At 34.5% G+C, this 14,519-nt stretch carries 8 protein-coding genes; 5 read left to right on the top strand and 3 right to left on the bottom strand.

Annotated elements, in window-relative coordinates; translation table 11 throughout:
• The first annotated feature begins 10 nt into the window (after window positions 1-10).
• The 5 genes from FOF46_RS16740 to FOF46_RS16720 all read left to right on the top strand — a co-directional run bounded on the left by FOF46_RS16740 (window position 11) and on the right by FOF46_RS16720 (window position 8,105).
• The gene (locus FOF46_RS16740) at window positions 11-1,675 is read left to right on the top strand and encodes a RagB/SusD family nutrient uptake outer membrane protein (protein WP_143917248.1); all 1,665 of its coding nucleotides are present in this window, start codon (window positions 11-13) and stop codon (window positions 1,673-1,675) included.
• A gap of 34 nt (window positions 1,676-1,709) precedes the next feature.
• A complete protein-coding gene (locus FOF46_RS16735; protein ID WP_109439104.1) occupies window positions 1,710-2,870 on the top strand; it encodes a SusE domain-containing protein in 1,161 nt (386 codons plus the stop codon).
• Between the two features lie 28 nt (window positions 2,871-2,898).
• Window positions 2,899-4,347, top strand: a complete 1,449-nt coding sequence (locus FOF46_RS16730) for an alpha-amylase (RefSeq protein WP_143917247.1) — start codon at window positions 2,899-2,901, stop codon at window positions 4,345-4,347.
• Between the two features lie 207 nt (window positions 4,348-4,554).
• Window positions 4,555-6,759, top strand: a complete 2,205-nt coding sequence (locus FOF46_RS16725; protein ID WP_143917246.1) for a peptidase domain-containing ABC transporter — start codon at window positions 4,555-4,557, stop codon at window positions 6,757-6,759.
• A gap of 53 nt (window positions 6,760-6,812) precedes the next feature.
• Window positions 6,813-8,105, top strand: coding sequence for an HlyD family secretion protein (locus FOF46_RS16720; RefSeq protein WP_109439107.1), 1,293 nt, complete (start codon window positions 6,813-6,815; stop codon window positions 8,103-8,105).
• Window positions 8,106-8,192: 87 nt separating this feature from the next.
• Here the strand turns inward: FOF46_RS16720 and FOF46_RS16715 are convergent, their stop codons facing one another.
• From FOF46_RS16715 to FOF46_RS16705, 3 genes are all read right to left on the bottom strand, one after another.
• Window positions 8,193-10,061 (bottom strand): DUF885 domain-containing protein, encoded by a 1,869-nt coding sequence (locus tag FOF46_RS16715; RefSeq protein ID WP_143917245.1) that lies wholly within the window; start codon window positions 10,059-10,061, stop codon window positions 8,193-8,195.
• A gap of 24 nt (window positions 10,062-10,085) precedes the next feature.
• Window positions 10,086-11,936, bottom strand: a complete 1,851-nt coding sequence (locus tag FOF46_RS16710; RefSeq protein ID WP_143917244.1) for a CocE/NonD family hydrolase — start codon at window positions 11,934-11,936, stop codon at window positions 10,086-10,088.
• Window positions 11,937-12,132: 196 nt separating this feature from the next.
• The gene (locus tag FOF46_RS16705) at window positions 12,133-14,493 is read right to left on the bottom strand and encodes a spondin domain-containing protein (RefSeq protein ID WP_143917243.1); all 2,361 of its coding nucleotides are present in this window, start codon (window positions 14,491-14,493) and stop codon (window positions 12,133-12,135) included.
• Window positions 14,494-14,519 lie beyond the last annotated feature (26 nt).

Here is a 14,519-nt window from a genome sequence, read left to right as displayed (position 1 = left end):
AAAATAAGGAATGAAACTATATAAGATTTTTTTATACGCATTTCTTTTCATCGGTATATTTGCGTCTTGTGAAGATGACTTAAATATCGAGTTAGAAGATGATGATGACTTACTCGCTGAGGACGTATTTAGTAGTCCTGATGCTTATGAACGAGCAATAGCTGGGGTTTATGCAAACTTTTCTGTGGTAGGTTTGGATGCTCCTGGAACATCAAACATTGCAGGAATAGATGCAGGAACCGGACAATACGTAAGAGGTTTGTTTAGCCTACAAAACTTGGCTACAGATGAGATGATTTTTACATTTGAAAATGACCCTGGTATTCGTGAAATACAAAGAAATTCTTGGAATGCTAATAATGTGGTAGTTCTTGGTTTCTTTGCAAGAGCTACTTTTCAAATTTCTTTGGCTAACGAATTTTTACGTCAAACTACCGATGATAAATTAGATGGTAGAGGGGTTTCTGGGGAATTAAGAAACGAAGTTAGGACTTATAGAGCAGAGGCTCGTGTACTTCGTGCATTAGCAAATTATCATCTATTAGATCTTTTTCGAAGAGCTCCTTTTGCTACCGAAAATGATGCTGTTGGATTTACCAGAGTACCAGAAATCAAAGATCAGGAGTTATTCGATTATATAGAAGCTGAATTGCTTGCTGTTGATACTGATTTATTAGACGTAGCTCCTGGTAATGCTTCACTCTACGGGCGTGCAAATAAAGGAGTAGCAAAAATGATTCTTGCTAAACTCTATCTAAATGCCGGTGTATATTTAGGAGAAGAAAATGAACGTTTTGCAGATTGTCTTAACACTTGTCAGGAAATTATTAATAGTGGATACTCTCTCACTGCAAACTACTTAAATAATTTCAATGCTGATAATGATTCTAATGGTGCGCAAAATGAAGTTATTTTTCCTATTGTATCAGATGGAGCTTCTGTAAGAAATTTTGGTGGTGCCGGAATTTTAATTCAAGGGCAACAAAATGCTAGAGCCGGTTTTCAACCAACTCCAGAGTCTTTGGGTGTTGGAGGTTTTGGTAACCTTTATAGAACAAGAAAAGAATTTGCAGAGTTATTTGTGAATGACCCACTCTTTGTTAATGATCATAGAAACACCGTAGTTTCTAAAGATATAGAATTGGATGACGAAGGAAATATTATTACCGAAGAAGATCGTCCTATAGAAATTGCAGACATCAGTGATACATCTGGTGGATACCTTATTTCAAAATTTTCTAATATTACTTCTGGTGGACAACCCGGTAAGGATGCCACTTTTGTAGATACAGATTTTCCTCTTTTCAGACTTGCAGATGTATATTTAATGTATGCAGAAGCTCATCTCAATGGTGGAGGTGGTGACCCTAATATAGCACTTGGATATGTAAATGCTTTAAGAGAAAGAGCATTTGGTGATGACACTGGTAATATTGAGATAGGTGATCTTACTTTAGATTTTATTATAGATGAACGAGCAAGAGAATTATATTGGGAAGGTCATAGAAGACAGGACTTAATACGATTTGAAAGATATACAGGAGGAACCTACAATTGGTCATACAAAGGTGGACCACAAAACGGATCTTCAATTTCTGATAATTTTAAACTATTCCCTATCCCTGCTTCTAGTAGATCTGCTAACCCAAATCTTGGTCAGAACAGAGGATTCTAAAAAAAACAATACAACAAATTTAATTTATACAGTCATGAAAAAAATATCAATACTATTGTTTGCATTTGTAGCAGCACTATGTTTTAATGCATGTGTGGAAGATGATGAGCCTACATTTGTTATACAAGAAGAACAATCAGAAGGACCACTAATTGTAACTGCTAATTCATCTGTTACTCTTAACAAAGATATCGAAAACGATCAAGCCTTTACCTTTGTTTGGGAAGACGCTGGATATAATATTAATTCTCCGATTACATATACAATAGAAGCTGCCCGTGCAGGTACAGATTTTGAAACTCCAGAAACAATTGCTTCTACTACTGACCGCTTTTATAGCTGGACAGTAAAAGAATTAAATACTATGGCAATACTAGTTGGTTTATTGCCTGATGAAGAAGCTTCAATAGAATTACGTGTTGTCTCTTCACTTGGAACAAATGGAGGCAGTGCTATAAAATCTAATGTGATTTCTGTAACAGTTACTCCTTACTCCACAATACTTCCTGTGAAAAACTTATTTTTAGTTGGAAATACCGTTGATACTAACAAAAGTGGTGCTGCTGATAATGATGATTGGGAAAATGGTACCAATCCTAGTTCTATAAACACTTACATATTTAGAGATGCAGATGATCCTAATATTTTTCATTTTAGAGGATACTTTGAAGTTGATCCAGGAGAAAATGAATTTAAATTGTTAGAAACTCAAGGGTCGTGGCAACCACAATGGGGATTAGATGGTGGTGGATTTACCAGCAGTGATATTCTTGGAGGTGATCCTGGTGCATTTACAGTTCCAGCATCTGGGTATTATGATTTGACAGTGAATATTGATGATTTAACTCACTCTTTTACGCCTTTCACTATTACTACTGAACCTACATATACTACTATTGGTATTATTGGTGCTTCAAGAACTGGTGATGATAGCGGATGGAATACTCCTGACACAGATATGACTCAATCTCCTTTTAACCCGCATATTTGGTATTTAGAAGGGCAAACTTTATTTGATGGACCTTTAAAATTCAGACATAGTGATGACTGGCCTGGAAACTGGGGAGGAACAACTGAATTTGCAGGTGTTGGAATTACAGATGGTGATCCACCAGCAATACCTGTGACTGCAGGTACATATGACATCTGGTTTAATGACCTTGATGGACGTTATTTATTAGTTCCTGTAGAATAAGTGAATTTAACAAACTTAAAAAGTTGAAATGAAAAAAATAGCAAATATATCAACCAAAGCAATCCTCCTTTTAGGAGGGTTGGTTCTTGGATTGACAGGGTGTTCTGAAGATGATGATTCTGGAAATAATAGTGAAGCTGTTATTACTAGTCAATCATTAAAAATGGACCTTTCACAATTTGAAAAAGAAGACGCAGGTGTTTTTATGCAAGCTTTCTATTGGGATGTTGAACCTATAGGAGATTGGTATAATGTAGTAGGCGAAAAAGTTGAGGATTGGGCCGATTCTGGTATAAATAGAATCTGGCTACCTTCTCCAAGTAAAGGTGCTTCAGGATCATTTTCTATGGGGTACGACCCGATGGACTATTTTGACGTAGGTGAATTTAGTCAACGTGGTGAAGATAATGTTGAAACTCGTTTCGGATCACGACAAGAATTAGAGGATTTGATCCAAAAATCCCATGCAAATGATATTGAAGTTATCGCAGATGTTGTTATGGGTCATAACTCTGGTGGCGGGTTACAATATAATCCATATAGAGATGCAGAGGTATTTAGCCTATTTAATGAAGAAAATGGAAATGCTTCTGGTAAATTCAATAGAAATTTTGAACATTTTCACCCTAATGCAATTGTTGATTCTGATGAAGAAGCACTGTTTTTTGCTGAAACAGATCTTAGCCACGCAGTACCTTATGTACAAGAATGGTTATGGGGCAGGGATGATTCTGTAGGAGAATTTTATAAATCTTTAGGATTTGATGGATGGCGTTTTGATTATGTAAAAAGTTTTGCTCCAAAATGGGTAAAAGCATGGAATGATAAAATTGGAGGGTTTTCTGTTGGAGAAAATTTTGATGGAAACCAACAAGTATTAAAGGACTGGGTTGATGCATCTGGGTCACCAGCATTTGATTTTGCATGTTTCTATAGATTGGACGAAACACTTGACAGAGCACAAGATCTTACTCCATTGGGAGAAGCAGATAATATGTTAAGAAAACTGGATCCAAATATGGCGGTTACATTTGTTGCCAATCATGATACCGAAAAAGATGAAAACCCTGATAATAGAATTAGTTATGGAAATAAATTATTAGCATATTCTTACATTCTTACGCATGATGGGTATCCTACAATTTTCTACCTCGACTACGAAGCTTTTAAAGGACAGTTAAAAACATTAATACAGATTTACAATACTTTGGCTGTTGGTGATGTCGAGATCATTGAAGCTAATAAAGATGAGTATATAATGAAAAGAAGTGGTAGTGGTGATAACCCTGGTCTAATTCTTTACATGAATATTAGTAAACAGACAAAACAACGTGTTGTAAAAACCAATTGGGCGGGTAAAACTCTAGTAGACTACACCGATAACTCTAGAGCAACGCCTACCGCAGATGCAGAAGGTAACGCTACTATTCAAGCCCCCCCGGGTAGTTATTCTATCTGGTCTATTACTAAAGAATAATAAAACATATAATTTTATAGTGTTAGCCAATAACAATTAAAGAGTGCTTTTTAGCACTCTTTTTTTATTCCGTTAAAGTAAACCCAAAAAAGAGTCAATAAAATGGTTGATAATTTTAGTATTATAATTTCGATAGTATAATCAAAAAGAATTACTTTTCTTTGTAAGATATCTTATCACACAAAATCAACTTAATAATAACACTTAATGCCAAAATTTCCTTTCTACAAACAAGCTGAATCTAAAGATTGCGGACCTACTTGTATTAAAATTATCGCTAAGCATTATGGAAGAGTTCTTAATACTCAAAAATTAAGAACATTGAGCGAAACAACTCGAGAAGGAAGTTCTCTTTTAGGACTAAGCGATGCTGTAGAAGAAATTGGATTTAGGTCTCTGGGAGTAAAACTTTCATTAAAAAAATTAGACGAAGTACCATTACCATGTATTGTTCATTGGAATAAAGTTCATTATGTAGTTGTATATAAAATCAAAACTACTCGTAAAGGCCAAATGACAATATACGTTTCTGACCCGGCACATGGATTGATAACGTATACAAAAGAGGAATTTATAAAAGCATGGATAGGTAATAATGCAGACGAAAACACAGAAGAAGGTGTAGCGCTATTGGTAGAACCAACACCAAAATTTTACAGTGACAACCTGGATGAAGAAGATCAAAAATTTGGTTTTAAATTTATCTCTAAATATATATTCAAATATAAAGCCTTCCTTTTTCAATTAGCCTTAGGGCTCGGTGCCGGAAGTTTGCTGCAACTTATCACTCCCTTTTTAACACAAAGTATTGTTGATGTAGGTATAAAAAATCAAGACCTTAATTTTGTTTACCTTGTTCTCATTGCAATGCTTTCTCTTTTTATAGGTAGAACTTTAATTGATGTTCTAAGAAGTTGGATTTTACTTCACCTAAGTACTCGAATAAATATTTCACTGATATCTGATTTCTTTATCAAACTTATGAATTTACCTATCTCCTACTTTGATGTAAAAATGACAGGAGATCTTTTACAGAGGATTAACGATCATAAGCGAATAGAACAAATATTAACCATGTCATCACTCAACGTGTTGTTTTCAATGGTAAATCTTATTGTGTTTAGCATCGTTTTGATTTATTATAGCATTCCGATTTTTGGTATTTTTGCTATTGGTAGTACTTTTTATTTTGCATGGATACTCGTGTTCTTTAAGAAACGTAAAAAACTTGATTATAAGCGCTTTTCTCAAATAAGTGAAGAACAAAGTAAAGTGATAGAATTAGTTAACGGTATGCAGGAGATAAAACTCCATAATGCCGAAAAAAGAAAACGTTGGAATTGGGAATTTGTACAAGCCAAACTATTTAGAATATCAATAGAAAACCTGGCATTAGAGCAATACCAAAGTGTTGGATCTTCTTTTATAAATGAATTAAAAAATATTCTAATTACCGTTTTCTCTGCCAAATTAGTTATTGATGGAGATATCACATTAGGTATGATGCTGGCAATAACGGCTATTGTAGGACAGTTAAACGCTCCTATTTCTCAGTTGATTAATTTCCTAAGAGAACTTCAGGATGCACAAATTTCATTAGAGCGTCTGGGAGAAATACATAACAAGGAAGATGAGGAACAAGCTGGACAAGAGAAAATAAAAGAAATAGCAGAAAATTCTGGTTTTGAAATCAAAAATCTCCTTTTTAGATATGTAGGATCTGATAAACCTGTATTAGAAAATCTTGACCTATCTATTCCTGCCAATAAAATTACTGCTATTGTTGGAGTTAGCGGAAGTGGAAAAACCACCTTGATGAAACTCTTACTAAAGTTTTACGAACCTGATGAAGGACAAATTTTTATCGGTTCCCATGATTTAAAAAATGTATCCCAAAGATCATGGAGAGATCAATTTGGTGTGGTAATGCAAGAAGGGTATATTTTTAATGATACCATTGCAAATAATATTGCTGTAGGAGAAGATTATGTGGACAAGAAAAAATTAGCACATGCTGTGGATGTAGCAAATATTAAAGATTTTATCGAATCTCTTCCGCTTTCTTATAATACTAAAATAGGAATGGAAGGTGTAGGATTAAGTACCGGTCAAAAACAACGTCTTTTTATTGCTCGCTCGGTATATAAAAATCCAAAATATTTGTTTTTTGATGAAGCAACTTCTGCCCTCGATGCGAACAATGAAAAGGTAATTATGGAAAAATTAGATACCTTTTTCAAAGATAAAACCGTTATGGTAATAGCCCACCGATTAAGTACTGTTAAAAATGCACATCAGATTGTCGTCCTGGACAAAGGTGAAATTGTAGAAGTAGGAAATCATGAAACTTTAATCGAAAAGAAGGGTAATTACTATAATTTAGTAAAAAATCAACTCGAATTAGGAAAGTAATACATGAATTAAGAATTATTAATTAGAAATTTATTGATTCGTAACTAGATATTATGCCAGATACATTAGACGATATACAATTACGTAGTGAAGAAGTACAAGAGATTTTAACAAGGGTTCCACATTGGATGATCAGGTGGGGTAATCTTTTAATTTTGGCCTTAGTGCTTATGCTTTTATTTCTTTCCTGGTTGGTTAAATACCCTGATGTAATACCTGCAGAAGCTATTATAACCACCAGAATACCACCACAAAAGGAATATGCCAAAGTGAGCGGAAAAATTGAATCGATCCTAGTTGAAGACAACCAGATTGTTCCAAAGGATACTCCTCTTGCAATATTAGAAAGTAGTGCAAACTATAAAGATGTGTTCTTGCTTAAATCTATTATAGATACTATTAAAATAAATAATAAATCGTTTAGTTTTCCTATAGAAAACCTACCTGTTTTGTTTCTGGGAGATATTGAAACTAGTTTTGCTTTATTTGAAAATAGTTATTCTGAGTATATTTTAAACAAAGAGCTTCAACCTTTTTCTAATGAAGCAATAGCAAATCAAGTATCTCTTTCTGAACTTTATAGAAGGCTTGAAAGTCTTAAAGCACAAAAAAGACTTGGTAAAACTGAACTTGAGTTTAAACGAAAAGAACTTCAGCGCCAAAAGAACCTATTTGAAAAAGGAGTTATCTCTGCTCAAGAATATGAAAGTAAAGAACTCGATTATCTTCAAGCTAAACGTACTTATGAAAATAATGACGTTCAGATATCCCAAATCAATGAGAGTATTAGCAATGCCAACAAAACATCTAAGGGTACAGAAATTAATAAAAGAAAAGAAGAAATTAATCTATTTAAAAAAGTATTACAGTCCTTTGATCAATTAAAAAAAAGTATTAAAGACTGGGAGTTACAATATGTCCTTAAATCAGATTTAGAAGGACGTGTATCTTTCTTAAATTTTTGGGTAGAAAATCAGACGGTATCTGTAGGAGATCTTGTCTTCATTGTTATTCCATCAGAAGATTCTTCATATTTAGCAAAAATCAAAGCACCTTCTCAAAACTCTGGAAAAATAAAAATTGGACAAATTGCTAACATTAGATTAGAGAATTTTCCTGATGATGAATTTGGAACTCTGAAAGGTAAAGTAAATCACATATCTCTACTTCCTGATAAAGACGGTTTATACTTAATTGATGTGGCTCTGCCAGATAAACTTATCACTACTTATAATAAAGAAATTCCTTTTAAACAAGAGATGAGAGGCGTAGTAGAGATCATAACAGAAGACCTACGCCTTATGGAACGTTTCTTTTATCAGTTTAGAAATCTTATGGATAAATAAGTAATAAACAAAATAATATCATCTAATAATAAAAGTGCTTCCTAAGAGATTTAGGAAGCACTTTTGTTATCTTGATAAAGACAAACTCTAAGAACTTTTCGATTCTTTAGTTTCATTAGAAATTGTATTTGCAATCCATTGCTCTACTAATTCTTCTAATATGGTAAGTGGTACAGCACCATTAGTTAATACCACATCATGAAACTCTCGTATATCAAATTTATCTCCAAGTTTTTCCTTTGCATTTTCACGTAATTCAAGGATTTTATTCATTCCTATTTTATATGCCGTTGCTTGACTAGGCATTACAATGTGTCTTTCTACCATTTTTATAGCATCGCTCTCTGCATTTGGAGTGTTATCTGTATAATATTTAATCCCTTGTTCTCTACTCCACTTTTTACTATGAATTCCTGTATCTACTACTAATCTGCATGCTCTCCAAAGTTCCATTGCTAATCTGCCAAAGTCTGAGTATGGATCACTATACATTCCTATTTCTTTGGGTAATAACTCATTATACAAACCCCAACCTTCTACATAAGCCGTATAGCCGCCAAATTTTCTAAACTTAGGAATATTTTGTAATTCCTGAGCTATAGAAATTTGCATATGATGACCTGGAATACCTTCATGGTATGCCAAAGCTTCCATTTGATACTTTGGCATCGCTGTCATATCATATAGATTTGCATAGTATGTTCCTGGTCTTGATCCATCAGGAGTACCTCTTTGATAAAAGGCTTTTCCTGCACTTTTTTCTCTAAAGGATTCGACTGCCTTTACTATAATATCTGCTTTAGGTTTGGTTATAAAAAGTTCATCCATCCTTGATTTCATTGTATCTATTAATCCAACAGCTTGCTCAAGATAAGCAGCTTTTCCTGCATCGTCATTAGCAAAATAGAATTTTGAATCCTCTTTCATGTATGTAAAGAAATCCTGTAACGTCCCTTCATATTTAACTTGTTTCATGATATCCCGCATTTCATTATGAATTCGGTCTACCTCTTTTAAGCCAAGTTCATGAATCTGATCTGCAGTCATATTAGTCGTTGTAGTTCGTTGTAAGGCATTATTATAGAATGCATTTCCCTTAGGAAATTTCCAAACTCCATCATCTGTCGTTGCTCTTTTCTGTTGGTCACTTAATAATTTAACCAGGTTATCAAAAGCTGGTTTTACTCCTTCTAATAATGCTTTTTCTGCATTGGCAATTAATTCTTGTCTTTCTTCTGGAGTAATTTCAATTTTTTCAATTTTACCTTTAAAATCAGAAAACAATGTACTTTCTTGGTTAGATTTATCAAATGGTCGTCCAGTTATTATATTACGACTATCATCCAGAACCTTTGCAAATACAAACTTCGGAGGAAGAATACCATTTTTTTCTCTGATTTTCATATTTTCTACAGCCTGTGCAAACATATCATTCATACCATTAAGTCGAGAAATGTAAGCTTCTGCATCACTTTTATTTTCTATCCTGTGCATATTAATCATAAAAGCAGGTATTTCTGCTTGCATTCCATGCATCTGATTTACAGGATAGTCATAAAAACGATATTTAAAATCGTCTATCTCATTCTCAAGATCTTGTTTCATCAATTTATAGCTAAGCGCAGTTGCAGCATTTAGTTTAGATACATCAATAGAATCTTTTAGATACACAAGCCTTCTCTTTGCTCGTTCCAGATCTTTCGCATCCTGCTTAGATGAAATATCATCCCATTTACCATAATCTGTTTTTATTCCTAAGTATGTTTGTGTCATGGGAGAGTTGGCTACTTCTTCTTTGAATTGCGTTTCGAACCAATCATTTAGATGTTTAGAATGTTCTTCAATTATTTCTTCTGAAGAAACTACATCCATGTTTGATTCTTTTGCTTCTTGTTTACAGCCAATTACTACAAAAAGTAAAGAAAACAGTAATACACTGACTTTCAATTTATTCATAATATAATTATTAGGGTTAATTAGTTACTTTAAAATTGAGATTTCTATTGCAGAATCATAATATACCTTATGAGTTTGTTTAGTGAAATCTGAGGCTTCTGCCTTAAAAATATTAGGAACATATTTTTGAGGATTTAAATCTATTAAAGGAAACCAGGTACTCTGAACTTGAATTTGAATTTTATGTCCTTTTTTGAAAGTATGATGTATATCCTGTAATTTTATATTCACATCAGTTTTCTTATTTGCTATAAAAGGTTCTGGTTTGCTGAAATCGTTTCTAAACCGCCCTCTCATTACTTCACTACGTACCATCATATGGTAATTCCCCATTTTTAGGTATTTTTGAGTCTCTTCTGTGTCCTTTACATCATTAGGATAAACATCTACCAATTTCACCACCCAATCGGCATCTGTACCTGTAGTAGCAACTTTTAGCTTTGCTAAAATTTCTCCCGATAGTGTCATATCCTCTGTAAGAACCGGGGTTTCAAAAACTAATACATCGGGGCGTCGAGCAGCAAATCGTTGGTCATCTGCCATATATTTTCTAGGAGTGAATACCATTTTAATATCCTCAGAATATGGAACGGGCTTTTTAGGGTCGCTTACAAATTCTATGGCACCTCCTCTTGACGAATTTGATAGTTTTTCATTTTCTGAAAGATATAAAGTTTTCTTTTCTGTATTTGAAGGTGGCCATTTTTCAAAAGAATTCCATTCTTTTTTCCCAGTGTCGAAAATTTGAATTTCTGGTAAACCTGTTTTTCCATCTGCAGCCCCTTTAAGGAAATGATTAAAAAACTTAGTTTCTACATTTTTTTGATAGTTTATTGAAAGATCATCTCCAAAATACACATTACTAACCGCCTGACGTTTTTTAGGTCTAGACCAATCCCCATGACTCCAGGGACCAAAAACCATGATATTATAGTTATCACTTCGTTTCTCTATATTCTCATACGTCTCAAATGGGCCATATAAATCTTCTGCATCAAATAACCCTCCAACGACCATAACAGCTGGTTTTATTTTTTCTAAATGTTGAATAATACCTCTCTTTTTCCAAAACTCATCATAGTTAGGATGTTCTTTCAACTGAGTCCAAAATACATTATCTTCCTTGTAATAGGTATCCAAATTACTTAGAGGTCCTGCATCTAAAAAAAATTGATACTGATCCTCACTTGGCAATTTTGCAAATTTATACCAGGCTTCAGATACAGGTTGTGTCTTTTCATGACCAAATAATGCAGTGACTCTCCAATAACTTAGCAAATAGGCTCCATTATGATGAAAATCATCAAAAAAGAAATCCCCTATACATGCTTGTGGAGATACTGCTTTAAGAGCCGGATGAGCATCTAGTAATGAATATGTTGCATAAAACCCTGGATAAGAAATACCCCATATCCCTACTTTTTTATTAGTATTGGCTACGTTTTTAACCAGCCAGTCTATGGTATCATAAGTGTCGCTAGCTTCATCAAATTGTTTTCCTTTTTTATTAGGAATATACGCTCTCATATTATCATATACTCCTTCACTCATCCAACGCCCTCGAACATCCTGATAAACAATAATATTACCTTCTTTCATAAGAAATTCGTTTGGACCTATTTTAGATCTAAACTTATCTTCTCCATATGGCTTGGAGCTATATGGCGTTCTTTGCATTAAAATAGGGTACTTTTTGGACGTATCTTTTGGAGAATAAATTGTAGTGTGAAGCTTGACCCCATCTCTCATAACAATATCTACTTCCTGTTTAGTATATTGACTCTTTACATCATAAGAGGCAGTTTCCTGAGAAAACCCAGTGATAAAATAAAAAAAGCATATGCTTCTTAAAAGAATAAATCTGACTGATCGCATTGGTTTGAGTTTAGTTTATGGCTGAAGATAAAAAATTGGAATCTCGGTGAGATAGTTTTAAGGAGATTTTAACACCTAAATACAGGTTATAAAAGAAAAGAAAACCTTTGACTGTGAAGTCAAAGGTTTATCATCTTAGGTTACGAACATTTATATCCCCCAATATAAATGGTTTAGTTCTAAGGAAGGGTATATCTTATTGTGGTTGGATATTTATATCTATTATATTATATCCTCCTCTTGGATCTCCAGACCAAGTTACCCCTGGGGCGCTATTAATAACTCTTTTACCAAATTGCACATCATCTAATGATGATACTCTTCTAATCATAGTATTTGCATCTGCTGGCCCCATATTATCAGATCCCTGATTCATTACCTGATTATCTCCAAATCCAACTGGCTGGTCTTCTTCTGTTCCCGCATCATATAAATATGTATTCGAACTTATGCTGTTACCTGAAAACGCACTTCCATCTTCATTAAATAATGTCAAACCAACATTATTGTTACTTATAAACCAGTCATTAGATTTTACAAACATAGTCCCGAATCCAAGTTTATAATTTTGTCCTTGTGGCACTTCAATTGTAAAAGTATAAGATCCACCTGGGCCAATTGGTCCATTCTCTGCTGGCAGAGCTACAGGAATTCCGAAGTCTTTTAAATAATTATAAGCAACCATTCTGTTTCCGTCTTCAGCTATTTCTTCTATACCACTTGCTCCTTTGGCCGCATCTCCTTGCGTAAACCATGGATCTTTTTCTGTATTAAAAGCATATATTAAGGCTGGAGAGAAAGGCGTTAATGAAGAAGATAAACGTAAAGGTGTTCCTTGAGATCCTGTTTCTGTGAACCAATCGTACAATGCTCCTGGCATACCATCTTCTGCGATACCTTCGAGACCTACTCCTCTATCTACTTCTCCCAAAGTAAATAATGGATCTGACTGAGCATGCAATACTACAATTCCCGGAGTAATTACAAATCCATTATTCTGACTTGCCGGCATGCCAGCATCTGGAGCATTAATTGCAGTAATAGTTAATGTAAACGTTCCAGCTTCATTTCCTCCGCTTGCTGCATAATTTAATATCGCCGTCATATATATATCTCCTGTACCTCTTCCTGGTACCAAACGTACTGATGTATTTGAATCTGCTGGTCCTACATTTTCTCCTGCTGTAGGAAAAGTAGCCGGATCACCATCTGCCTCTGTTCCTAGGTCATATAAAGAAAGTTGATCTGCAATATCAACACCATTAAGTGCTGTACCTCCAGGGAATAAATCAATTCCTGCAAGGTCTGTTGGTGCAAGAAACCAGTCATTACTATTCCCCATCATAGTTACTGGTGTAAATTTGGTCCCAGGAACAGCTTTAAAAGATATCTGATACTGTGCATTATTAGTCGCTAATGGACCTGGACTTCCTGCTCCAACAGGAGTAGTAAAGGTATGTACATTAAGATAGTTAATTGTATTCTTAATTGTTATAGAAAACGTAGTACTATTAATAGGAGTTGCATTTCCCATTCCGAATGTTGGATTAATTACTTCAGACCAATCAGAAGCAGCGTTTCCTTCTCCATCATATGCGATACTATAACTAGGCAATCTTACGGATTGAACAAATTCTCCTTCAGTCCATATTCCTGCTGTCACTGCTACATTTTCTCTTGCGCTTCCTGCAGCTCCCCATTGTACAAAATCAATAATAGCATCAGCGCTTGCAAAGCTATTCGAAGAATATAACCCTAAACCTTCACTATCGCCTAATTGATCCCAGTTTACAACCAAAAATTCTCCAGCAGCTAGTTGTGCCGTACCACTAATTACAGTAGCATTCTCAATTTGCACATATCTACCTGGTCCAAGACATAACCAATATGGTGCCAAATCTACAGCAACAGTACCATTATTCCATAATTCTATTTGTTTACCTTCTCCATAGTTAACTTCATTGATCACAATAGACCGCACATCATTGTTAGGCATTGTAAGAACATTTTCTTCTCCAAGAGTAACCGTAGTCGTTTCTGCCCAATTAGCAGCACCATTACCATCTCCATCAAACACAATACTATTATCCTCGTTCCTCACTGTTGGGACAAATTCTCCCTCGGTCCATATTCCTGCTGCAACGGCTACATTTTCTCTTGCACTTCCTGCTTCTCCATATTGAACAAAATCTACAATAGCATCAGCACTTGCGAATTGATCGGTTGAATATAATCCCAGACCTCCGCTAGTATCATTTAGTTCATAAGGTACTACCAAATATCCTCCTGCTGGAATTGTAGTAGTTCCACTTAATGGAGTTACATCACTTAATTGCACATAAGTTCCTGGTCCAAGGCATAACCAATAGTCGCTAATATCAGCCTCTTCAGTTCCTTTGTTAAAGATTTCGACCCAGTCTGTTCCTTGGTACTTTACTTCGTTTAGTACCACATCAATTTCTGTTGATCCACCATCTGGTGTTACTACATCATCATCATCGCTACACGAAGCGAAAACGACCATAGCCATAATTAAATACGTTAATTTCTTTTTCATGATTTTATTTTTTTATTCATTTATTT

The sequence above is a fragment of the Aquimarina algiphila genome (assembly GCF_007489275.1).
In the GTDB taxonomy this organism is placed as follows: domain Bacteria; phylum Bacteroidota; class Bacteroidia; order Flavobacteriales; family Flavobacteriaceae; genus Aquimarina; species Aquimarina algiphila.
This window is presented reverse-complemented; position numbering and strand designations above follow the sequence as displayed.